Annotated in this window: 22 protein-coding genes; 12 read left to right on the plus strand and 10 right to left on the minus strand. The window is 65.3% G+C overall.

All coding sequences use genetic code 11. The features are described from left to right. Positions 1-129 precede the first annotated feature (129 nt). From secY to SPMU_RS02370, 10 genes are all read left to right on the plus strand, one after another. Positions 130-1,476 carry a preprotein translocase subunit SecY gene (gene secY / locus SPMU_RS02325; protein ID WP_088331548.1) on the plus strand — a complete coding sequence of 449 codons (1,347 nt, stop codon included), beginning with the start codon at positions 130-132 and terminating at the stop codon, positions 1,474-1,476. A gap of 36 nt (positions 1,477-1,512) precedes the next feature. Continuing rightward, positions 1,513-2,163 (plus strand): adenylate kinase, encoded by a 651-nt coding sequence (locus SPMU_RS02330; protein WP_088333106.1) that lies wholly within the window; start codon positions 1,513-1,515, stop codon positions 2,161-2,163. A 308-nt stretch (positions 2,164-2,471) separates the two neighbouring features. Next, entirely contained in the window at positions 2,472-2,840 is a 369-nt protein-coding gene (rpsM, locus tag SPMU_RS02335) for a 30S ribosomal protein S13 (RefSeq protein ID WP_088333107.1), read from the plus strand. Between the two features lie 85 nt (positions 2,841-2,925). Then, entirely contained in the window at positions 2,926-3,315 is a 390-nt protein-coding gene (gene rpsK / locus SPMU_RS02340; RefSeq protein ID WP_019516037.1) for a 30S ribosomal protein S11, read from the plus strand. A gap of 93 nt (positions 3,316-3,408) precedes the next feature. After that, positions 3,409-4,470, plus strand: coding sequence for a DNA-directed RNA polymerase subunit alpha (locus SPMU_RS02345; RefSeq protein WP_088331550.1), 1,062 nt, complete (start codon positions 3,409-3,411; stop codon positions 4,468-4,470). Positions 4,471-4,670: 200 nt separating this feature from the next. Further along, positions 4,671-5,093, plus strand: coding sequence for a 50S ribosomal protein L17 (rplQ, locus tag SPMU_RS02350; RefSeq protein ID WP_088331559.1), 423 nt, complete (start codon positions 4,671-4,673; stop codon positions 5,091-5,093). A gap of 266 nt (positions 5,094-5,359) precedes the next feature. Continuing rightward, the gene (gene guaA / locus SPMU_RS02355; protein ID WP_088331561.1) at positions 5,360-6,913 is read left to right on the plus strand and encodes a glutamine-hydrolyzing GMP synthase; all 1,554 of its coding nucleotides are present in this window, start codon (positions 5,360-5,362) and stop codon (positions 6,911-6,913) included. Positions 6,914-7,203: 290 nt separating this feature from the next. Then, the gene (locus SPMU_RS02360) at positions 7,204-8,358 is read left to right on the plus strand and encodes a polysaccharide pyruvyl transferase family protein (protein ID WP_169715613.1); all 1,155 of its coding nucleotides are present in this window, start codon (positions 7,204-7,206) and stop codon (positions 8,356-8,358) included. Then, positions 8,355-9,611 (plus strand): Coenzyme F420 hydrogenase/dehydrogenase, beta subunit C-terminal domain, encoded by a 1,257-nt coding sequence (locus SPMU_RS02365; protein ID WP_140418380.1) that lies wholly within the window; start codon positions 8,355-8,357, stop codon positions 9,609-9,611. Before SPMU_RS02360 ends, SPMU_RS02365 begins: the two co-directional genes overlap by 4 nt. Then, complete coding sequence (locus SPMU_RS02370) at positions 9,608-10,855, plus strand: hypothetical protein (RefSeq protein ID WP_140418381.1); 1,248 nt, start codon at positions 9,608-9,610, stop codon at positions 10,853-10,855. Before SPMU_RS02365 ends, SPMU_RS02370 begins: the two co-directional genes overlap by 4 nt. A 16-nt stretch (positions 10,856-10,871) precedes the next feature. Here the strand turns inward: SPMU_RS02370 and SPMU_RS02375 are convergent, their stop codons facing one another. The 3 genes from SPMU_RS02375 to gltX are packed head-to-tail and all read right to left on the minus strand — an operon-like array spanning position 10,872 to position 13,798. Then, positions 10,872-11,072 carry a hypothetical protein gene (locus SPMU_RS02375; RefSeq protein WP_088331569.1) on the minus strand — a complete coding sequence of 67 codons (201 nt, stop codon included), beginning with the start codon at positions 11,070-11,072 and terminating at the stop codon, positions 10,872-10,874. A 1-nt stretch (position 11,073) separates the two neighbouring features. Then, positions 11,074-12,354: a citrate synthase gene (locus tag SPMU_RS02380; protein WP_088331571.1), complete on the minus strand. Its 1,281-nt coding sequence runs from the start codon at positions 12,352-12,354 to the stop codon at positions 11,074-11,076. Further along, entirely contained in the window at positions 12,347-13,798 is a 1,452-nt protein-coding gene (gltX, locus tag SPMU_RS02385; RefSeq protein WP_088331573.1) for a glutamate--tRNA ligase, read from the minus strand. The genes SPMU_RS02380 and gltX overlap by 8 nt, the downstream gene beginning before the upstream one ends. A gap of 30 nt (positions 13,799-13,828) precedes the next feature. Between gltX and SPMU_RS02390 the strand changes: the two genes are divergently transcribed. Further along, a complete protein-coding gene (locus tag SPMU_RS02390; protein WP_211275692.1) occupies positions 13,829-16,012 on the plus strand; it encodes a ComEC/Rec2 family competence protein in 2,184 nt (727 codons plus the stop codon). Between the two features lie 248 nt (positions 16,013-16,260). Here SPMU_RS02390 and lexA read toward each other — a convergent pair whose 3' ends face one another. The 6 genes from lexA to SPMU_RS02420 form a co-directional block, all read right to left on the minus strand. Further along, positions 16,261-16,923, minus strand: a complete 663-nt coding sequence (gene lexA, locus SPMU_RS02395) for a transcriptional repressor LexA (RefSeq protein ID WP_088331575.1) — start codon at positions 16,921-16,923, stop codon at positions 16,261-16,263. A gap of 56 nt (positions 16,924-16,979) precedes the next feature. After that, positions 16,980-18,164: a molybdopterin molybdotransferase MoeA gene (locus SPMU_RS02400; protein WP_088331577.1), complete on the minus strand. Its 1,185-nt coding sequence runs from the start codon at positions 18,162-18,164 to the stop codon at positions 16,980-16,982. Positions 18,165-18,258: 94 nt separating this feature from the next. Continuing rightward, positions 18,259-18,726, minus strand: coding sequence for a cyclic pyranopterin monophosphate synthase MoaC (gene moaC, locus SPMU_RS02405; protein ID WP_088331579.1), 468 nt, complete (start codon positions 18,724-18,726; stop codon positions 18,259-18,261). Next, the gene (gene trpC, locus SPMU_RS02410; protein WP_088333108.1) at positions 18,723-19,526 is read right to left on the minus strand and encodes an indole-3-glycerol phosphate synthase TrpC; all 804 of its coding nucleotides are present in this window, start codon (positions 19,524-19,526) and stop codon (positions 18,723-18,725) included. The genes moaC and trpC overlap by 4 nt, the downstream gene beginning before the upstream one ends. Continuing rightward, complete coding sequence (trpD, locus tag SPMU_RS02415) at positions 19,523-20,512, minus strand: anthranilate phosphoribosyltransferase (protein WP_088331581.1); 990 nt, start codon at positions 20,510-20,512, stop codon at positions 19,523-19,525. The genes trpC and trpD overlap by 4 nt, the downstream gene beginning before the upstream one ends. Next, positions 20,509-21,087: an anthranilate synthase component II gene (locus SPMU_RS02420; RefSeq protein WP_088331583.1), complete on the minus strand. Its 579-nt coding sequence runs from the start codon at positions 21,085-21,087 to the stop codon at positions 20,509-20,511. Before SPMU_RS02420 ends, trpD begins: the two co-directional genes overlap by 4 nt. Positions 21,088-21,228: 141 nt before the next feature. Here SPMU_RS02420 and SPMU_RS02425 point away from each other — a divergent pair, with 141 nt between their 5' ends. Beyond that, positions 21,229-21,696 carry a hypothetical protein gene (locus tag SPMU_RS02425; protein ID WP_088331585.1) on the plus strand — a complete coding sequence of 156 codons (468 nt, stop codon included), beginning with the start codon at positions 21,229-21,231 and terminating at the stop codon, positions 21,694-21,696. Between the two features lie 156 nt (positions 21,697-21,852). Here the strand turns inward: SPMU_RS02425 and SPMU_RS02430 are convergent, their stop codons facing one another. Beyond that, positions 21,853-22,977, minus strand: a complete 1,125-nt coding sequence (locus SPMU_RS02430) for an alpha/beta fold hydrolase (protein ID WP_245832672.1) — start codon at positions 22,975-22,977, stop codon at positions 21,853-21,855. Positions 22,978-22,985: the final 8 nt, after the last annotated feature.

The raw sequence follows: 22,985 nt of genomic DNA on the forward strand, positions 1-22,985 counted from the left end.
CGGCCTTTGCCGGAGCGGAAAATGTTCGGTGGGTTAGACAAGCCTCCGAGCGCGACTATATGGGCGGCGGGGCGGGGTCATCAGGCCCTCCTCCGCCGTTTCTGTTTCAGACCAAGGCCCAAGGCTATTATGGCATCCGCAGCCGACCAGATGGCGCAAAACATCAGCCTCGCGAAATTCGCGAAGGCCACTGATCTCAAGAAGAGGCTTTGGTTCACGATCGGCGCGCTGATCGTCTTCCGGCTGCTTAGCTACGTTCCGCTGCCGGGCATCGACCCGACAGGTCTTGCCGCACTCGCGCAGCAGACCAAGGGCGGCGTGCTGGATTTCTTCAATACGTTTTCGGGCGGCGCGCTCGAGCGTGCCTCGCTGATCGCCCTGGGCGTGATGCCGTACATCACCGCCTCGATCGTGGTTCAGCTCGCGACGTCGCTGTCGCCGCAGCTCGCCACCATCAAGAAGGAAGGCGAGAGCGGGCGCAAGAAGCTCAACCAGTACACCCGCTACGGCACGGTTCTGCTCACGGCTATCCAGGGTTATGTTATCGCCACCGGTCTTGAGGCGGGCGGTGCCGTGGTTGAGCCGGGCATGCTCTTCCGGGTCGCTGCAGTTGTATCGCTGATCGGTGGCACGATGTTCCTGATGTGGATCGGTGAGCAGATCACCAGCCGCGGCATCGGTAACGGTATTTCGCTCATCATCATGGCCGGAATCGTTGCGCATTTGCCGACGACCCTGGTGAACCTTCTCGAAGGCGGCCGTACCGGATCGGTGAGCCCGGCCGTTGTGATTGCGATAATCCTGGCGGTGGTCGGCCTTGTGCTCTTCATCTGCTTCATGGAGCGCGCCCAGCGCCGCATCCTGATCCAGTACCCGAAGCGCCAGACCGCGCGCGGCGTTCAGGCCGATCGCAGCCATTTGCCGCTGAAGATCAACACCGCCGGTGTTATCCCCCCGATTTTTGCCTCGTCGCTGCTGCTGTTGCCGCTGACGATCACGCAGTTCGCCGGCACGGCGGTCTCCGGTGACAGCTGGTGGGGTGATGCGATCATCACGCTCAACCAGTATCTGCAGCACGGCAGCCCGCTGTACATGCTGCTCTACGGCGCCGGCATCATCTTCTTCTCGTTCTTCTACACGGCGGTTGTTTTCAACCCGGAGGAGACGGCGGAAAATCTGAAGCGCTATGGTGGGTTCATCCCGGGCATTCGGCCGGGCAAGAACACGGAGCAGTATTTCGATTACGTGCTGACCCGGATCACCGTCATCGGTGCCGCGTATCTGGCGGTGATCTGCCTGCTGCCGGAGTATCTCGTGTCGGCGCTGTCGATCCCCTTCTATCTCGGGGGCACGAGCTTGCTCATCGTCGTTAACGTGACGATGGATACCGTGACTCAGATCCAGTCCCACCTGTTGGCGCACCAATATGGCGATCTGATCAAGAAGGCGAAGCTGAAGGGCGGTCGGATGCGCTGAGGCGCTTCGGCAAAGTAAACAGGGGAGGCGTTGCGCGTGAACATCATTCTTCTGGGGCCGCCGGGGGCTGGCAAGGGCACGCAATCGGAGCGGCTCGTGGCCGAGCGCGGCATGGTGCAGTTGTCGACGGGTGACATGTTGCGCGCTGCCGTGAAGGCCGGAACTCCGGTCGGCCTTCAAGCGAAGGCGGTGATGGACGCGGGCGAACTCGTGTCTGACGCGATCGTCTCGGCTCTGATTGGCGAGAACCTTGATCGCCTGGTCGATGGGCAGGGCGCGATCTTCGACGGTTATCCGCGAACCGAGGCGCAGGCGCAGGCGCTCGATCTCTTGCTTCAGGAGCGCTCACGCACCCTTGACCATGTGATCGAGTTGTCGGTCGACGAAGACGCCCTGGTGGAGCGTATTGTTGGCCGGTTTACCTGCACGAATTGCGGCGCGGGTTATCACGATCGGTTCAAGCAGCCGCAGGTGGCGGACACCTGTGATGTATGCGGCTCCCATGAGTTCAAGCGCCGCCCCGATGACAATGAGGGCACGGTTCGCACGCGCATGGCGGAGTATCGCGCGAAGACCGCGCCGATCCTGCCGATCTACGAGGCGCGCGGGCTGGTCCGGCGCGTGGACGGAATGGCGGACATCGCTGACGTGACCCGCACGATCGAGGCGATCCTCGACCGGCGTTGACGTTTAAACCGCGAGTCTGATCTCTGCGGACGGGTAGCCGGCGTGCGCCGCCTCTAACCAGCGTTGGCATGGTGATCGTGCAAAGATGGGCGAAGCGTCTTTCCGGCGTTCGGACTGACGTCGAACGTCCGCCCCGCGGTCAGTCTTGTTGACACGGTTTAGACGAATCGATAGGGGCGACGTCTTCGACCATCCGGTTACCGGCAGCGCGTGGCGCGCTTGCCGCTTTCCTGCGTGGTGGAAGTCATGCGAGGAGATGGGGTGCGTGAACCATGCCGCACCTCGTGGAGCACGAGGAGAAAAGTTTCATGGCACGTATCGCGGGTGTTAACATCCCGACCAACAAGCGCGTCCTTATCGCGCTGCAGTACATCCACGGCATTGGCCCTGCTAAGGCCAAGGAAATCACCGATAAGCTCTCCATCGCGCCAGAGCGTCGCGTTCAGGACTTGACCGATCAGGAAGTCCTGCAGATCCGTGAAGCGATCGACGCCGGCTACACCGTGGAAGGCGACCTGCGTCGCGAAACCGCGATGAACATCAAGCGCCTGATGGACCTCGCCTGCTATCGTGGTCTGCGTCACCGCAAGGGCCTGCCGGTCCGCGGTCAGCGTACGCACACCAATGCGCGCACCCGTAAGGGCAAGGCGAAGCCGATCGCAGGCAAGAAGAAGTAAGCTTTTCGCTTCTTCTTCGGTCGAGGGTCGGTTGCAGGCAGCTAGCCTCCCGACCTCCGCTTGAAACAAAGGTCAGGATTACCGAATGGCACAGGCACCACAGCGTATTCGCCGTCGCGAACGCAAGAACATCACGGCCGGCGTGGCGCACGTCAACGCCAGCTTCAACAACACCATGATCACCATCACCGACGCGCAGGGCAACGCCATCAGCTGGTCGTCGGCTGGCATGATGGGCTTCAAGGGTTCGCGTAAGTCGACCCCTTACGCAGCCCAGGTTGCCGCAGAAGATGCTGGCAAGAAGGCCGCCGAGCATGGCGTTCGCACCCTTGAGGTTGAGGTGAAGGGCCCGGGTTCGGGCCGCGAGTCGGCGCTTCGCGCGCTGCAGGCGGTTGGCTTTCAGATCACCTCGATCCGCGACGTGACCTCGATCCCGCACAATGGTGTGCGTCCGTCGAAGCGCCGCCGCGTCTGATGACTTCTGGCCCCCGGCTGACGAGTCGGGGCGCCCTTTTATTTCTCGGCCGGTCGCGCCCCACGACTGGCCCAACATCAGGGGACACGAGCCTTGTCCGTCAACGCAAAGAACTGGCAGGAACTTAAAAAGCCCAACGCGCTCGAGAAAAAGGGCGGTGATGGCAAACGGAAGGCGACATTCGTTGCCGAGCCGCTGGAGCGTGGCTTTGGCTTGACGCTTGGCAACGCGCTGCGTCGTGTGCTGCTGTCGAGCCTCCAGGGCGCAGCCGTGACGTCGATCAAGATCGAAAACGTGCTGCATGAATTCTCGAGCCTCGCCGGCGTGCGCGAGGACGTGACCGACATCGTTCTGAACGTGAAGCAGATCGCGCTGAAGATGCAGGGCGAAGGCCCGAAGCGCCTGCAGCTGTCGGCCACTGGCCCGGCCGAAGTGAAGGCCGGCGACATCGCCGTATCGGGCGACATCGAGGTGATGAACCCTGAGCTCGTCATCTGCCATCTCGATGACGGCGCAACGTTCAACATGGAACTGACCGCAGACACCGGCAAGGGCTACGTCCCGGCGACGGTGAACCGTCCGGCGGATGCGCCGATCGGCCTTATCCCGGTCGATGCGCTGTATTCGCCCGTACGCCAGGTCAGCTACAAGGTCGATCCCACCCGCGTTGGCCAGGATCTCGACTACGACAAGCTGACGCTGACCCTCGAAACCGATGGCACGGTAACGCCGGAAGACGCGTTGGGCTATGCTGGCCGCATCCTCCAGGATCAGCTGGCGCTCTTCGTCCACTTCGACGACTCGGCCGTCACGCGCGCTGCGCCGGTCGGTGTGGCAGCTCCTGCCGCGGGTGCTGAGCCGGCGAGCGACACGCAGCAGATCAATCGTTACCTGCTCAAGAAGGTCGACGAACTGGAGCTTTCGGTACGTTCGGCGAACTGCCTCAAGAACGATAATATCATCTATATCGGTGATCTCGTCGGCAAGACGGAGGCGGAAATGCTTCGCACGCCGAACTTCGGCCGCAAGTCCTTGAACGAGATCAAGGAAGTGTTGTCGTCGATGGGCCTGCGTCTCGGCATGGAAATCCCGGGCTGGCCGCCTGAGAACATCGAAGAGATGGCCAAGAAGCTCGAGCAGGAAATCATGGGCTGAGCCTGCACCGGCGCAGCGTGGCTGCGCCGGAGACAGGCCGGCCTGGTCGGCGGGTCGACAATGCCGATCCGGACCGATGGCCAGAAAGCTTCAGGGGCTCCGGCTTTGCGCCGGGGTGACGTACATTGGGTGGCCCTGGCGTCCCACCTGTCCCGGGGTTCCGTGAAACGGCCCCCTGACGAACGAGAGAAGGACATACCATGCGTCACCGTGTAGGCGGTCGTAAGCTTCAGCGTACCTCGGCACATCGCGCCGCGCTGTTCCGCAACATGTCGGCCGCGCTGATCAAGCACGAGCAGATCACCACCACGCTCGCCAAGGCGAAGGAGCTTCGCCCGTATATCGAGAAGCTGATCACGCTGGGCAAGAAGGGCGGTCTGTCGAATCGTCGTCTTGCCCATGCTCGGTTGCTTGACGATGCGCAGCTGGTGAAGCTGTTCGAGGTGCTGGCGCCGCGCTACGCCGATCGCAACGGCGGTTACACCCGCGTCATCAAGGCCGGCATTCGTGCGTCGGATGCGTCGCCGATGGCGATCATCGAGTTCGTCGATCGTGACGTCTCTGCCAAGGGTCAGGACTCGGGTCCGGTAATGTCGGACGAGGACTTCGATCAGGCAGCGTAAGGCTCGCTTAGACCGTTAGTCGAAAAGAAGGGCCGCGCCGGGAACGGGGCGGCCCTTTTTCATATGTTAAACCTAGCGGAAAAACAGGAAGTAGAGGATCAGCACCAGGAAGGCGGAACACCGACCAACCACAACAAACAGCCGCGCTTCATCTCGATCTCCTTGTTGGGGGGAGTCTTTCCAACGGGCTCTCATGCGAAACGTTCCTGCTATCCGACGAACCTCGCCCTCTTCCGCCGGGCGCTTCGCGCGGCTACAGGCCCGCCATGGAACACCCTGACAGCATCCTCATCATCGATTTCGGCAGCCAGCTTACGCAGCTCATCGCCCGCCGGGTACGCGAAGCTGGTGTGTACAGCGAGATCGCGCCGTTTCAGTCTGCGGCGGACGCATTCGAGCGAATGAAACCAAGGGGCGTGATCCTCTCCGGCGGTCCGGCCTCCGTGGTTGACGAGGGGAGTCCCCACGCTCCGCAAGCTGTGTTCGACAGCGGCGTGCCGCTACTTGGCATCTGCTATGGGCAGCAGGTGATGAACGCCCAGCTTGGCGGGCGGGTTGAAAAGGGCTATTCTGGCGAGTTTGGGGAAGCCTTTGTTCAGGTGGATGCATCCTGCGGCCTGTTTGACGGTCTCTGGCAGGAAGGCGAGCGACACCAGGTATGGATGAGCCACGGCGATCACGTCGCGGAACTTGCGCCCGGCTTCGCACCGGTAGCTTCCTCCGCCGGCGCGCCGTTCGCGATCACGGCGGACGAAACCCGCCGCTACTACGGCATGCAGTTCCACCCTGAGGTAGTGCACACGCCCGATGGGGCCAAGCTTATCAAGAACTTCGCGCGCCACGTCTGTGGCCTCACCGGCGATTGGACCATGGCCGAGTTCCGCGAGACCAAGATCGCGGAGATCCGTGCGCAAGTCGGCGACAAACGGGTCATTTGCGGCCTGTCCGGTGGTGTCGACTCAGCCGTTGCGGCCGTGCTTATCCACGAGGCGATCGGCGAACAGTTGACTTGCGTTTTCGTGGATCACGGGCTGATGCGCAGCGGTGAGGCGGAGCAGGTCGTCAGCCTCTTCCGCGGTCACTACAATATCCCGCTGGTGCACGTGAACGCGGAAACGCTTTTCCTGAGCGGTCTCGCGGGGATCACTGATCCTGAAGCGAAGCGCAAGTTCATCGGCAAGACGTTTATCGAGGTCTTCGAGAGCGAGGCGAACAAGGTGGGCGGAGCCGAGTTCCTCGCGCAGGGCACGCTCTACCCGGACGTCATCGAGAGCGTGAGTTTCACAGGTGGTCCGTCGGTGACGATCAAGAGCCACCACAATGTGGGCGGCCTTCCCGAGCGGATGAACATGAAGCTCGTCGAGCCGCTACGCGAGTTGTTCAAGGATGAGGTGCGCGAGCTCGGGCGCGAATTGGGGCTCCCCGACATCTTCGTCGGCCGGCATCCGTTCCCCGGGCCCGGCCTTGCGATCCGGATCCCCGGCGAGGTGACGCGGGAACGCTGCGACATCCTGCGCAAGGCGGACGCGATCTACCTCGAGGAAATCCGGAACGCCGGCCTGTATGATGCCATCTGGCAGGCGTTCGCGGTGCTGCTCCCCGTGCGGTCGGTCGGCGTGATGGGCGATGGACGCACCTATGACAGCGTGCTTGCGCTGCGCGCGGTGACCTCCACGGACGGGATGACGGCGCAGGCCTTTGAGTTCCCCGGTGGGTTCCTGCCGCGGGTGGCGACGCGCATCATCAACGAAGTAAAGGGCATCAACCGGGTGACGTATGACTACACGTCCAAGCCACCCGGCACGATCGAGTGGGAATGAGGCCCGGCCACTCGGAAGACGAATAGGATTGCCGGGGCGAACTCGACTGCGTCTGGATAGTCTTAGCGCCCGGGATGTACGGCTCTCCGGATCGAGATTGATCGAAAGCGGCGCTAATCCGCACATATGCGCCGAAGTTGCGGCAAACACCTGCGCAGAGCGCGTCATGGCAACGGCACAAGCCGCTGCCCCGCGCCAAGTGACAGGGGCGCACAGCGATGCATGGCCGAGCTGCGGTTGGCGAGAACCGGCACGAATCGGTTCCTAAGAGGCGGCCGATCACGATCGGCTTGCTCTGGCATTCGCTGAATTCGGGGAATCTCGGCGTCGGCGCGCTCACCGTCGCTAATCTGACGATCGCGCGCGAGGTCGCGCTAGACGCCGGCCTTTCACCTCGCTTCGTGATCATGGGCGCGCGCGACAGGCAGCGGCCCGCCATACCCATGCCGGACTGCCAGACCGTTCCGATTGACTGGCGCGCGCTTGGTCCGGGCGGCGCGCTCTGGCGCGCGATGGCCGATGTGGACTGCGTGCTCGATATCGGAGCGGGTGACAGCTTTGCTGACATTTATGGAGCCCGCCGTTTCTCCTTTCTTTTGATCAGCAAGCTCCTGGCTCTCGCCAGGAACAAGCCCCTGATCCTTTCGCCGCAGACGATCGGGCCGTTCACGAAGCAAGCCTATATGGCACCCGCGGCGTTTGTGATGCGGCGCAGCCATGCCGTGTACGCGCGCGACGAACTATCGCGCGATGTCGCGCGGCAAATGGCTCCATCCGTCAGGATCGACCTCGCGGTCGATGTTGCGTTTGAATTGCCGTTCGAGGATCGATCGCACCTTCGTCGTGGACCTCTCCTGCGGGTGGGTGTGAACCCGTCGGGTCTGTTGTTCAGCGAAGCGGAGCGGGGGAGCAATCGCTTCGGCCTCTCTTATGATTACGCGCGCTTCACCCGGAAATTACTCGCGGCGCTTCAGGCGCGCGATGACGTGGAGATCCACCTTGTCCCGCATGCCACCAGCAATGGCGACCCCACCGATGACGACGGTGCGCTCTGCGATCGACTAGCTGCCGAGTTTCCGGCTGCGCACCGCGTTCCCAATTTCGGAACGCCTTCGCAGGCGAAGAGCTACATCTCCGGGCTGGACCTGTTGGTGGGGGCGCGGATGCATGCATGTATCGCGGCATTCTCCGCCGGCGTCCCGGTGGTACCGGTCGCCTATAGTCGCAAGTTCACCGGGCTCTTCGGGTTGCTGGGCTACGACACGATGATCCCGGTCAGCGGGGTGGAAGAGGAACAGGCAGTGGCGCTTGCGCTGGAAGCGCTCGCGAACCGAAGCGCGTTGGCCGAAGCGGAGGCCGCGGGCATGGCAAAGGTTCATGGCTTGCTGGCCGGCTATCGAAACACGCTGCGTTCGACGTTTCTGGCCGTGAGCGCACCCGCGTGACGAATGCCTCTCCTACCGTCGCTCGCGTTCTCGCCGCCGACCTGTGTAGTGGCTGCGGCCTGTGTGCCGGCGTGTCCTCCGGGGCCATCGTTATGCGGGCGGAGAGCCCCGGTTTCGCAAGACCAGCGCAGCTTCGCGCGATCACGCGGGGCACCGAGGCGCGGATCGCCGGCAGTTGCCCCGGCAGCGTCGTCTCGCCGTGGCCCAGGGATCAGCAACGGCATCCATATTGGGGCACGTGGCGACAAACGTTGACGGGCGCAGCGACGGATCCGGAGATCCGCTTCGCCGGCGCCTCGGGCGGCGCCCTGTCGGCACTCCTGGTTCACGCTCTGGAGCAACGGATGGTCGATCGTGTGCTGCATATCGAGGCTGATCCGGCGCGCCCTACCGGCAATCGCATCCGCTGGTCGGCAACGCGCGAGGAGGTGCTCGCCGGCGCAGGATCACGGTACGCGTCCTCATCACCCCTGGAGACCATCGAGCGAGCCCTTTCGCGCGGCGGACGCTTCGCCTTTGTTGGGAAGCCGTGTGACGTCTCCGCGCTTCGGCAGCTCGGGCGATATGATCCGCGGGTGGCAACGCATGTTCCGCTGGCGCTCTCCTTCTTCTGCGGCGGGCTGCCAAGCAGCGCCGGCGCGGAGGAGGTCGTCCGTTCGATGGGCCTGTCTCCGGAGGAGGTGACGGACTTTCGCTATCGCGGTCATGGTTGGCCCGGCTTGACGGTGGCGCGCACCGCAGACGGGCGGTCGGGCGAGATGTCCTATGCCGAAAGCTGGGGTAAGCATCTCAGCCGGCAAGTTCAGTTCCGCTGCAAGATATGCCCGGACGCAGTAGGCGGCGTCGCGGACATCGCGTGCGCGGACGCGTGGTATGGCGATGCCGCAGGCTACCCCAGCTTTGAAGAGCAGGATGGCCGCAGCCTTATCATAAGCCGTACGGCAGTGGGTGATGCGTTGCTGCAATCCGCCAGGGCAGCGGGCGTCATCGACGCGGCGCCGCTAGCGATTGATGAAGTCGAGCGGATGCAGCCGGCGCAGGCCCAGCGCAAACGAATGATCGCGGCGCGTACCGCCGCCGTTCTGGCCTGTCTTCAGCCGGTGCCCGTGATGCGAGACCTGGACGTCGGCAAGGCGGCTAGAGCCGGTCGCCTTTACGACACGGGCCACAACTTCTTGGGCACGCTGCGGCGAGTTCTTGGGTGGTGGTGGCGTGGCTGGCGTACACCCGCGTCACGGAGGGCGGGGAGGTGAGGCGACGGAACGCAAACCTCCTGGCAGGCGTCGCCTGCCTACTGTCAAGCACCGCTGCAGCGCAGGCCGATCAAGCGCTAGAACGCACGTTCTCGGCTCCGGCGCGGTCCGTCAAGCTGACCGTCTCCAATGATGTGTTCTACGACACCAACATCGCTCGCGGGAGCGACGCAGCGGCGCAGCTGCGCGGTCTCCAGAACGAGGACGTCCGTGTCACCCCCACGGCATCGCTCGACATGACGCTGCCGAGGGGAAGGGCGCTGCTCGCTGTTCGCGGCAGCATCGGCTATGATGCGTACGCCCGAAATGATCGGTTGAACCGCGAGCGGCTGTCCTTCGGAGCCGGTGCGAAGCTGCCACTGGCCTTCTGCGCTGTCGCACCCGATGTTGCGTTTGCGCGGCGCCAAATCGATCTGATCGACTTGTCGATCGTTCCCGGTGTGGCGGACGCGTCTGCGGAAAACGTGCAAATGCTAAAGGAGGTGAGCGCCGCGGTCGTCTGCGGTCCGGAAATCGGCATTCGTCCGGGCGCGCACGTCCGTTATACGACGACGCGAAACAGTGCGCCATTGCGACGTGGGCAGGACGTGGAGGAACTCCGCTACGGCAGCGAGTTGAACTACGCGCACCCGTTGGTCGGAATCCTGGCGATCTTCGTACAGCGGCGTGACTTCACCTATGATAACCGCCAGCGACTTGTCGTCAGCTTACCGCCGACGTTCAGCGTCACCAACGCTGGGCTGCGTGTTGATCGGCGCCTCGGCGCGCGATTGCAGCTTGTTGGGTCGCTCAGCTATGCTGATCTGATGTCGCCCTTGAACGTCCCGGGCGCGCGAAACTTCGATGGCCTGAACTGGAATGTTTCCGCCACGCTGCGAGTGGGCGGCCGGACACTGCTAGCCGCCGGATCCGATCGCGCGATCACGATCTCGCCTGGTTTCTCTTCGGATTCGGTGCGCCAGACCAATCACTTCGGCTCGCTGAGCTATGCCCTGACCCCTTTGGTGCGTGTCGGCGTGGCCGTGTCACGCGCCGAGCGCGACTTCCGCTTGGTTGCCGCGCCGGTCGGGCTGGCGATCACCAGAGATCGCCTGGACGCGGCAACCGTGCGGATCGATTATGCGAAGCGGCAGGTCAATGTCAGTCTGCGCGGCGCATATCAGCGGCGCGACAGCCACAACGATTTGTTCGACTTCAAGGGAGCGCAAGCAACGCTGAGCGTCAGCTATATGTTCAAACGGTGATTAGGGGCACGGCGGCTCAGCGTAGCCGTCGTGCCACCAGGATAAGGAGCAGCCCAAGCGCTGCCACGCCGGCCCCGCGATCAGCCCAGGGCCGCTGATCCAGCATGAAACTGGATGATGGCCAGTTCACGTAACCAAGTCCCTGGCCGATCCACAGCAGCCCAACCAGGGCAAGCACGGCGCCCAGCGCGATCAGCACCGGGCGCCAGCGCCGCATATCAGCGCTCGTCGAGCGAGACGTACGGACGCGCCGTTGGCCCGGTATAGAGCTGACGTGGGCGGCCGATCTTCTGGTCGGGATCGGTGATCATCTCGTTCCACTGCGCGACCCAGCCCACGGTGCGCGCCAGCGCGAACAGCACGGTGAACATCGACGTCGGGAAGCCGATCGCCGACAGGATGACGCCCGAGTAGAAATCGACGTTCGGGAACAGCTTCTTCTCGATGAAGTAATCGTCGCTGAGCGCCAGTTCTTCCAGCCGCAGCGCGGTTTCGAACAGCGGATCGCTGACGTTCAGCGCTTCAAACACCTCACGCACCGTCTTTTGCATCACCGTCGCGCGCGGATCGTAGTTCTTGTACACGCGGTGGCCGAAGCCCATCAGGCGGAACGGATCGTTCTTGTCCTTCGCCCGGTTGATGAACTCGGGGATGCGATCGGGGGTGCCGATTTCCTGCAGCATGTTGAGCGCGGCTTCGTTCGCGCCGCCATGCGCCGGGCCCCACAGGCAGGCAATGCCGGCTGCGATGCACGCGAACGGATTGGCGCCCGACGAGCCGGCGAGGCGCACGGTCGAGGTCGACGCATTCTGCTCGTGATCGGCGTGGAGGATGAAGATCCGATCCATCGCCTTCTCGACCGCCGGGTTCACCTCGTAAGGCTCTGCCGGCACGCCAAAGGTCATCTTCAGGAAGTTGCCGGTGTAGCTGAGCGAATTGTCCGGATATTGGAACGGCTGCCCCACCGAATACTTGTACGCCATCGCCGCGATCGTCGGCATCTTGGCAATCAGGCGGTGCGACGCGATCGTGCGCTGCGTCGGATCGTGGATGTCGGTCGAGTCGTGATAGAAAGCGGAAAGCGCGCCGACTACACCGCACAGGATCGCCATCGGGTGCGCATCGCGGCGGAAGCCACGGAAGAAGGTGGCCAGCTGCTCGTGCACCATGGTGTGGCGCGTGATGGTGCTCTCGAACTTGTTCAGCTCGTCGCCCTTGGGCAGCTCGCCGTTGAGCAGGAGGTACGCGACCTCCATGAAGCTCGACTGTTCGGCGAGCTCGCCGATCGGATAGCCGCGGTGGAGCAGGACGCCCTCATCACCGTCGATATAGGTCAGCTTCGACTGGCACGACGCCGTCGAGGTGAAGCCCGGATCGTAGGTGAAGGCGCCGGTCTGGCCGTAGAGCTTGCGGATGTCGATCACATCCGGGCCCACGCTGCCGGACAGCACGGGATAGCCGAAGTCCTTCTCCGCGAGGGACAGCTTGGCGTCAGTCATCGTTTTCGTCCTTCCCCTGGGCGGCCGTTTGATCAGCGGCATGATCGGCGATGCGGGCGAGACTTTCGTCGCGACCGAGCAGAGCGAGCACGTCGAAGATACCGGGCGAAGTCCGGCGGCCGGTGAGTGCGGCACGGAGCGGCTGGGCCACCTGACCGAGCTTCAAGCCCAGCGTCTCAGCAACCTGCCGCACCGCTTCTTCGAGCGCCTCCGTATCCCACTTGGCCACCGCGTCAAGCGCGCTGTGCAGCTTGGCAAGCGTGTTCGGCGCCTCGCCCGAGAGAAGCGGTTCCGCGTCGGCCGCGATCGGCAACGGGCGGGAAACAAGCAGGAAACCTGCGCCGTCCGCCAGCTCGTTCAGATTGGCCGCACGCGGCTTCAAAGACGGCATCGCTGCGGCGATCGTTGCACGGCGCGGATCGCCTTCGTCCAGCGCGAGCTTGGCCGAAACCAGCGCCGCCAAGCGCGAGTCATCGGCGCTGCGGATATAATGACCATTGAGGTTCTCGAGCTTCTTCAGATCGAAGCGCGAAGGCGATTTGCCAACGCTGCCCAGATCGAACCACTTGATCGCCTGCTCACGGCTGATGATCTCGCTGTCGCCATGGCCCCAGCCGAGCCGGAGTAGGTAATTGTCGAGCGCTTCCGGGAGGATGCCCAGCTCATCGCGATAGGCCTCGATCCCCACCGCGCCATGGCGCTTCGACAGCTTCGCGCCGTCGCTGCCGTGGATGAGCGGGATATGGGCATAGACCGGCTCAGGCCAGCCCATCGCCTTGACGATCGGAAGCTGGCGAAAGGCGTTGTTGAGGTGATCGTCACCGCGAATGATGTGGGTCACCCCCATGTCATGGTCGTCGACCACCACCGCCAGCATATAGGTCGGCGTGCCATCGGAGCGCAGAAGCACCAGATCGTCGAGCTCCGCGTTCTGCACGGTGACGGTGCCCTGGACGCGATCCTCGATCGTGGTTGCGCCTTCCGTCGGCGCCTTCAGGCGCACGACAAACGAAGCGCTTGCGTCATTGTTGGTGCGATCGCGCCACGGCGAGCGGATGCGCAGGGGCTGCTTGTTCGCGTGTGCCTCGGCGCGCATGGCGTCGATTTCCTCGGGCGTCATGTAGCAGCGATAAGCCGCACCGGCCGCGATCATCGCCTCTGCCACCTCCGCGTGGCGGGCGGCGCGGGTCGACTGGTACACCTCGTCGCCGTCCCAATCGAGGCCGAGCCAGCGCATGCCGAAAAGGATGGCGTCGATCGCGGGCTGGGTCGAACGCGCGCGATCGGTATCCTCGATCCGCAGCAGGAATTTGCCGCCGTGATGGCGCGCATAGAGGAGGTTGAACAGGGCGGTGCGCGCACCTCCCAGGTGCAGGAACCCCGTCGGCGACGGAGCGAAGCGGGTTACGACAGCAGGCGTGCCGGTATCTGTTGTTGCGCTCAAGCGCGCTAGCTCCCAGGCTGGAAAACGATCATGGCGACGACTGCCGCGCAGCCCCCTAGCACGCACCTCCCGGCGCTTCAAACGGCGCGCACCTGGCTGGCAGGCCGATTGGAGGCGGAGCGTGACCAGCTGCCCTTGTGGCTGCCGGTGATGGTTGGCGCAGGCGTGGCCGCGTGGTTCGCGCTTCCCAATAGTGGGGCGTGGCGTGCGGCGCTGCTGAGTGGGTTGGCGATCGCGTTCTTTGCCGCAGCCGTCGGAAAAGGCGGGCGGGGTGGGCGCGCCGTGACGGTCGGCGGGGTGGCGTTTTCGCTTGGGGTGGCGCTGATCTGGGCCAAGGCCGATCGTGCTGCTGCCCCGGTGCTTCAACGGCCAGTGATCGTTCGCGTCGTGGGCCGCATCGAAAGGGTGGACCAGCTGCCCGCACGCGGGTTGGTGCGGCTGCGTTTGAGTGACTTGCAATGGATAGATCGCGCGCCGCTTTATGCACCCGATCGGATCCGGGTCAACGTGGCGGATCGTGACAAGCCGGCTGGGCTTGTGCCGAAAGCGCGGGTTGAACTCCGCGCCCGCCTCATGCCGCCACCAGCGCCCGCGGTACCCGGCGCTTATGATTTCGCGCGCGTGGCCTGGTTTGATGGGATCGGCGCCACCGGCCGTGCGCTCGGGCCCGTCAGGATCGTGTCAGGTGGCGACCTTCGCGAGCCGGTCCGGACGCGATTGTCGCGGCACATTCTTTCGCAGGTGAGTGGCAGCCCCGGGGGCATCGCGGCGGCGCTGGCGACTGGGGACACGGGGGGCATCGATGACGCGGATCAGGAGGCGATGCGCGCGTCTGGCCTTGCGCATTTGTTGTCAGTCAGCGGCCTCCACATCACCGCGGCCGTCGGGATCACCATGCTGATGGCGAGCCGGCTGCTCGCGCTGAACATGCGGCTGGCCATTACTGGCCGCGTGCCCCTGCTCGCCGCCATGTGCGGCGCGGTAGCTGCCCTAGGCTACACCTGGCTGACCGGCAGCGAAGTGCCGACGGTGCGAAGCTGCATCGCCGCGCTTCTGGTGCTCGCTGCCATGGCCATCGGACGCGAGGCGCTGACGCTGCGTTTGGTGGCCACCGGCGCGCTGGTTGTGCTGCTTCTGTGGCCGGAAACGCTGGCGGGCCCGAGTTTTCAGCTATCGTTTGCGGCGGTCACGGCCATTATCGCGCTGAGCGAGCACCCTCGCGTGCGCACCTGGTTTGCGCCGCGCGACGATGGGTGGAGGGGCCGTTTCTTGCGCGGCGGCGCGTCGCTGCTGCTTACCGGATTGGTGGTCGAGTTCGCGCTGATGCCGATCGCCGTCTTCCACTTTCACAAGGCCGGCATCTACGGGGCGCTGGCGAATATTGTCGCCATTCCGCTGACGACGTTTGTCGTCATGCCCCTTGAAGCGATCGCCTTGCTGCTCGACGCGGTTCATCTCGGTGCGCCGATCTGGTGGCTCGCCGGGCGAGCGCTCGAGCTTCTGCTGTGGATCGCGCACACGACGGCGAGTGCTCCCGGTGCCACCACGGCGTTGCCAGTGATGCCCTGGACTGCCTTTGCGCTGATCGTCGGCGGCGGACTGTGGCTCGCTCTGTGGCGAACCGACTGGCGACGGCTCGGGATCGTGCCGGTCGTGATCGGCGTTGGTTGGACCTTGCTGACCCCGGCGCCTGATGTGCTTGTCACCGGCGATGGAAGGCACGCGGCGCTGCGGATGAGCGATGGCCGCATCGCTTTGTTGCGGGATCGGGCAGGGGATTACGCGCGCAGCACGCTGGCGGAGGCCGGCGGCGCAGACGAGGTGCCGGTGGCGCTCTCCGACCAGGCGGCGGCGCAGTGCAGCCGCGATCTGTGCCGCGCCACCCTTTCCGCGGGGGGCAGGCAATGGCGGGTTCTGGCAACGAAAAGCAGCTATCTCGTGCCGATCGCCGACATGATTGCCGCATGTCGCTCGGCCGACATCGTCGTCAGCGACCGACGACTGCCGCGCGGCTGCACCCCGCGATGGCTGCGTCTTGATCGAACGGCCCTGTCGCAAACCGGCGGCGTAGCCATCACGCTGGCGACCGGCAACGTTCGGACGGTCTATCGCCCAGGTGACGCGCACCCGTGGGTGCTGGCAGCGATGAACGCTGCCTCCGCGCACAAACCCCGCCGGAGTAGCAATCGTCGGCCGATAGACACCAGCCGGTGACGCGCTCGGACGCGAGGCATATGACTCTTAATCACGTGGTCCGAAGCACTTGCGGCAACGGCCTGCGCGCCGCTGTGACGAAGCTGCGGGAGAACAATCGCAGCGGCGTATCCCAGCTAGGCGCAGCCTAGGCCGGGGGACACGTTCTGAGGAACCGATCCGACCTCGATCCGCGCAATTTGGCAACGTTGCGACCCCCTACGCCAACAGCAGACCCAAACCCGGCTCGCGCCCGTCAGCGGACCGGATCAGGCGTAACGGCGCAGAATGCCGGCCAGCTTTCCCTGCACCCGCACCTGCGCCGGAGCATAGCGCTGCGGATCATAGGAGCGGTTGGCGGGATCGAGCCGGATCATCGCGCCCTCGCGGCGGAAATACTTCAGCGTCGCTTCGCTATCCTCGATCAGCGCAACCACGATCTCGCCGTCGCGCGCCACGTCCTGTTTGCGGATCAGCGCGAAGTCGCCGTCCAGAATGCCCGCCTCGACCATGGAATCACCGGCAACTTCCAGCGCGAAATGCTCGCCTGAGCCAAGCAGCGCAGCCGGCACGGGCAGCGTGCTGGCGCCCTCGATCGCCTCGATCGGCACACCGGCAGCGATGCGGCCGTGCAGTGGCACCTCGACGACGTCATTCGCAGGTTCGGGCACGATACGGCGGGTGGAAGCGGGCGCAGGCGCCTGCTTCGTCTCCGTGCGCTCGGGCATTTTCACCACTTCGAGCGCACGCGCCCGGTTCGGCAGCCGCTTCAGAAAGCCGCGTTCCTCCAGCGCCGAAATCAGGCGGTGCACGCCAGACTTCGACTTCAGATCAAGCGCCTCCTTCATCTCCTCGAACGAGGGCGACACGCCGGTGTCGGCCAGTCGATCATTGATGAAACAGATCAGCTCGTGCTGCTTCTTGGTAAGCATCCCATCGCCTCCGCCGCGAACATAGGCAGAACCTTTAAGGAACGTGTTCTGTTGCGTCAACCGATCATGAGGATTTCTGCCGATTCGCCGCATGCCCGCGCGGGATCATGCGCCGCGCGTACGATCAGGCACCCGGCGCGCGCCAGGGTGAGGAGCATGGAGCTGTCCTGGATGCTCGCGACAAAGGCGCGGCCGTTGCGCAACTCGGCGCGCATATAATCCGTACGTGGACCGTTCGTCGGCAGTGCTTCTCCCAGCACGGCGTGCGTGGTGACGGGCATGGGATCGGCGGCGCCGGCGAGATGCGCCACCAGCGGCTTCACGAACAGAAGCGTGGTGACGAACGCCGAAACGGGGTTTCCGGGCAGACCAAGCACGGCCATCTCGCCGCGGCGCCCCGCCATCAGTGGCTTGCCGGGGCGAAGCGCGACCCGCCAGAAATCGATGCCGGCCCCCGCGGCACGTAGCGCGGGCTGGACCAGATCGTGATCGCCGACCGACGCGCCGCCTGTGGTGACCAGCAGGTCCGCGTCCACGGTAGCGAACGCTCGGGTCAGCACGTCGAGGCGATCGGGGAGGATGCCCAGATCGATGATGTCGACCGGCAGGTCGGCTAGTAGGGCCCGCAGCAGCAGGCGGTTCGATTCGGGTAGCGAATGCGCCCCGAACGGCGTGCCGGGCTCCACGAGCTCGTCTCCCGTCGCCGCGATCGCGACGCGAACGCGGCGGCGGACGCTCACGTCGCCAGCGCCGCCGGTGGCCGCCACGGCGAGCCGGGCGGCCGTCAGGCGTTCGCCGGCGGCCACCAACGGGTCACCTTTGGAGAAATCCAGCCCTTTGCGACGAACATTGGCCGCGTACCTCGGTGGGCCTTCGCCGTTCAGCGTCAGCCGGTCGCCATCACGCGCCGCTTCCTCCTGAACCAGCACCGTGTCGGCGCCCGCCGGCATTTCGGCGCCGGTGAAGATGCGGACCGCCTCGCCGCTGTTCACCGCGCCGTCGAACGGGCGCCCGGCGGCGCTTTCGCCAATGACGCGCCACGGACCGGGCAGGTCCGCGAAGCGCAAGGCATAGCCGTCCATCGCCGAAAGATCGTGCGCGGGCTGCGTTCGCCGCGCCAAGATCGGCGCCGCCGCCCAGCGCCCGACCGCCTCGGTGATCGGAAGGGTTTCCAGACCAACAGGTGGGCTGGCGGCGAGCAGCCGGGCCTGCGCCTCAGCTACGGGTAGCAAGTCGCTCATGCAGCGTGCCGTGGCAGATTAGCGGCGGCAGTTACAGTGCGATCGAGATCCGTTGCGCCGTCCGCGAAGCACAATGGAGCATCAAGCCCGAACGTCAGGCGCTGAAGTCGCCGGATTTGCCGCCACGTTTCGCCAGGAGGCGAACGCCGCCGATGACCATGCGTTTGTCGAGCGCCTTGGCCATGTCGTAAATGGTCAGCAGCGCCGTCGAGACGGCGGTGAGCGCTTCCATCTCCACGCCCGTGCGACCGGAGGTGGCGACCGTCGCGGTGGCCGTTACGCCATCGCCCTCGACCACCAGATCGATCGTGACCTTGGACAGGGGCAGGGGGTGGCACAGCGGGATTAGGTCGCTGGTGCGTTTTGCCGCCATGATCCCCGCAACGCGGGCGAGGGCCAGCACGTCGCCCTTTGCCACCGCGCCCTCGGCGATTGCCTTGGCCGCTTCAGACGACATGCTGATGCGACCCTCCGCCACCGCCTCGCGCGCCGTTTCGCTCTTGCCGCCGACGTCCACCATGCGCGCGGCGCCGGCTTCGTCGAGATGGGTAAGGCCGCTCATCCGACCAGCGCGCGGGTCGCCGCAGCGACGTCCGGCTGGCGCATCAGCGATTCGCCGATCAGGAAGCAGCGCACGTCATGTTCGGCCATGGCGTCGAGATCGGCGCGCGTGTTGAGCCCGCTTTCCGCAACAAAGGTGCAGCCGGCGGGCGCGCGGCCGACCAGTTCATAGGTGCGATCGAAGCTGACGGAGAAATCGCGCAGGTCGCGGTTGTTGACGCCGATCAGGCGCGAGCGGAGCGCCAGCGCGCGCTCGAGTTCATGCGCATCATGCACTTCGACCAGCACGTCCATCCCGCGCTCCATCGCGGCGGCCTCGATCTCGGCGGCAGCGACATCATCGAGCGCGGCCATGATGATAAGGATCGCGTCCGCCCCGATCGCGCGCGCCTCAGCGACCTGCCAGGGATCGATCAGGAAGTCCTTGCGGATCACCGGCAGATCGCACGCGGCGCGGGCCGCGATCAGATAATCCTCGTGCCCCTGGAAATACTCGCGATCGGTGAGGATGGACAAGCAAGCGGCCCCGCCCTCGGCATAAGCACGCGCGTGCGCTGGCGGATCGAAGTCCGCGCGGATCAGCCCCTTCGATGGGCTGGCCTTCTTGATCTCGGCAATCAGCGCGTATCGCGGACTATTCACGCCGCCGTCCTGGCGCGCGATCGCATCCAGCGCCGCCTTGAAGCCGCGCGGTGCGGTCTGCGACTGGGCCAGCGCGTCCAGATCGCCGACCGAATGCGCTGCGCGCCGTGCCGCCACCTCTTCGCGCTTGGTGGCCAGAATCCGGTCGAGAATGGTCATGCCCAGGCAATCCATCGATTGAGCAGGTCGTTTGCCGCGCCGCTGTCGATCGCCTCCGCCGCGCGGCGCGCGCCATCCTCCAGCGGTTCGCCGATGAGTGACAGCGCAACGGCGGCGTTGAGAAGAACGGCATCGCGATAGGCGCCGGGTGCGCCCGTCAGCAATTGGCGCAGCGCAGCGGCATTATAGGCCGGATCGCCGCCGCGAATGGCCTCCAGCGGGTGGCGTGCGACGCCAGCATCCTCGGGCACGATGCGCGCGCTGATCCGGGCCGAACCGATTGCCACCGCAACGGTGGGGCCCGCGCCTGACACTTCGTCCAGCCCTTCCTCGCCCGACACCACCAGCGCGGCCTCTGTGCCAAGCTGCTCCAGCGCATCGGCATAGACCGGCGCATAGTCGGGCCGTGCGATGCCGATCAGCTGGCGCGTGACATGCGCAGGGTTGGCAAGCGGGCCCATCAGGTTGAAGATAGTGCGCTTGCCGATCTGCCGCCGGATCGGCGTAATCCGCTTCATGGCCGGATGGTGATTGGCCGCGAACAGGAAGCAGATGCCGAGTTCGTTCAGCGTTTCCTCGGCCATGGCGCCCGCGCGCTCCATGTCGAGCCCGAGTGCCTCCAGCGTGTCGGCAGCGCCGGCCTTGGACGAGGCGGCGCGATTGCCGTGCTTCGCCACGGGAACGCCGCAGGCAGCGACTACCAGGCTGACGGCGGTGGACACGTTCAGCGTGTGGTGCCCGTCACCACCGGTGCCGCACACGTCGATCGCGCCCGCCGGCGCGCTGATCGGGATCAGCCGATCGCGAAGCGCGCGCGCAGCCTCGGCAATCTCGATCGACGTTTCGCCGCGGTCCGACAGGTCAATGAGGAAGCGGGCGATCGCGTCCTCGCTGGCGCGGCCGTCAAGAATGTCGCTGAACGCCTGCGCCGCGCTCTCGTGCGATAGCGGGCTCGACGGATCGGGCAGCAGGGAAATGGTCGTCATGCCGCGCCCTTGGCGCCCGTCAGTGCGACGAAGTTGGCCAACAGATCATGGCCATGCTCGGTTGCGATGCTTTCCGGGTGGAATTGCACGCCATGGATCGGCAGCTCACGGTGACGCAGCCCCATTACCGATCCGTCCGCCGCGACGGCATTCGGCACCAGCACGTCCGGCACGTCCTCCACCACCAGCGAATGGTAGCGGGTGGCAGTGAAGGGCGTGGGGAGGCCGGCGAACACGCCGGTCGAATCATGGTCGATGGCACTCGTCTTGCCGTGCATCAGCCCGCCGCGCACCACGCGCCCGCCGAAATGCTGGCCGATCGCCTGGTGGCCGAGGCACACGCCAAGCAGCGGGCGGCGCGCCTGCGCACAGGCGGCGACCAGATCGAGGCTGATGCCCGCCTCATTCGGCGTGCACGGCCCAGGGGACACGAGAAAACCGGTGGCGTTGGAGGCCAGCGCCTCCGCCGCCGTCAGCGCGTCATTGCGCTCGACACGCACCTCGGCGCCAAGCTCCATCAGATAATGGACCAGGTTCCAGGTGAAGCTGTCGTAATTGTCGACGACCAGGATCATGGGCCCGGTCCATAAAGCAACGCGGGCGTGCCGCAACGGCTGTTGCGCGGGCGGCAATCTCGCATAAACGCCGCCGCACCGTTCATGGGGGATAAAGGCGCCTCCGTGATCGTTATAGGATCACCCAGGAGGTCTCGTTCGATGCTTCGTTCCCTCGCCCTATCCGCCGCCGCGCTGGCGGCGCTCGCTCCTGCCGGCGCCATGGCGCAGGCGCAGGCCGAAAGCGGGCAGCCGCCCCAGCGCATCCGACAGGTGACGCTGACGGGGAATGAGGCGTGCCCCACCGCAGCGGACGACGAGATCGTGGTGTGCAGCCGGCTCGACCCGAATGAGCAGTTCCGTGTGCCCAAAAATCTGCGCCAAGCGCCCGAGGTTCCGGCACAGAACCAAAGCTGGGTGAACCGTGCCGCAACGGTGGACCGGGTCGGGCGCGTTGCGGGCGGCTTGCCCAACACCTGCTCGCCGATCGGGACGGGTGGCCAGAGCGGATGCGGCGTCGCGGCTGGCCAGGCCTGGGCGGCGGAACGCCGGCAGACGCGCCGCGAAGAGGCAGCCATCGCGCCGGGCACTACCACCGACGTCGACCTGGAGCAGGAACCGCAGCGCTGAGCGCCGCGGCCATTTTCGGGTGATCAGGCGAGGGTGACGCCGGTCAGATTTGATCCGCACACCCGCCGCATTCACGGGATCGCCGGTCGAGCCTCGGGATGATGGGCGGCCGGGCACAGCAGTTCCCGGGTCCCCGTTCAACGGGGGCGGCGACGATCAGCGTAACGGCGTTGCCGGCTCCGCCATCAACCGCGCAAGGTCCGCTTTCCAGAATTTCGCCCAGGTATGGGTGCCATGCCCCTTGGTCTCCGGGCTGGCGGCGATCAGGCGAAAGGTCGCCCGTGGCATGCGGGCGGCGGCCGGTTCGGTGATCCCGTAAGCCGAAGGATTGATGAAATCGTCGTCCGAATTGATCCACAACACCGGCACGGCGATCTTCTCCAGCGCCGGTGACGGATCGTAGTTCCGCGACGCGTCCAGCTGATAGATGTAATCGTTCGCGTCGCGCCCGGCGCTGTTGCGCGCGTAGGCTTCCTTCAGAAACGCCTCGGCGGCGGCGCGGGTCGGATATTGCTTTTGCAAGGCGAGCGGATTCGCGCCCGCGATGATCGACAGGCTGGCAGCCGTGCGCAGGCCTTGGGCCGGCTGGGCGGTATAGTTGCCGCCGTTCCATGCCGGATCGGCCTGGATCGCGTCGATCACCAGCTTGCGCCACATCCGGTTCATCCCCGCGATGGGCACCGGCAAGCAGGCAAATGGCGCCAGCCGCTCGGCGAAACCGGGATATGTCTCGCCCCAGACGAAGGCGTGCATGCAGCCCATGGAGGTGCCCAGGATCACCTGCAGCCGCGTGACGCCGAGCTTCTCCAGCATCGCTTTCTGCGCCGCGACCATGTCGTCATAATCGTATTTAGGGAATGCCATCCTTTTGCCATCGGACGGCTTGGCAGAGGCGCCGTGTCCGATATTATCGGGCAGGATCACATAATGAGTGCGGATGTCGAAGGGCTGGCCGGGACCGTACAGCTCGTCGGCGAATTGCGGCGACAGGAACTGCTTGCCCGTGCCCCCGGTGCCGTGGAGCACCATGACGGCATTGTTGATCTGCCCGTCGGCGCCGCGCCGCGGCGTGCCGAGCGTGGTGTAATGCATCCGCACGTCCATGGTCTCGCCGGTCTTGAACCGGAAAGCGGATAGCGTGACGTCGCCCTCCTTGCTGGGCCAGGCGGTGGCGGCCCGGGCCGGGTTCGCCGGTGTCGCGACTGGCTGGGTAGTCTGGGCGAAAGCGGGCAGGGCGGCCGCGAGTACGGCGATCGAGGCGAGCATAGGGAGAGAGCGCATCACCCGAG

This window comes from Sphingomonas mucosissima (assembly GCF_002197665.1).
GTDB classification, from domain to species: Bacteria; Pseudomonadota; Alphaproteobacteria; order Sphingomonadales; family Sphingomonadaceae; genus Sphingomonas; species Sphingomonas mucosissima.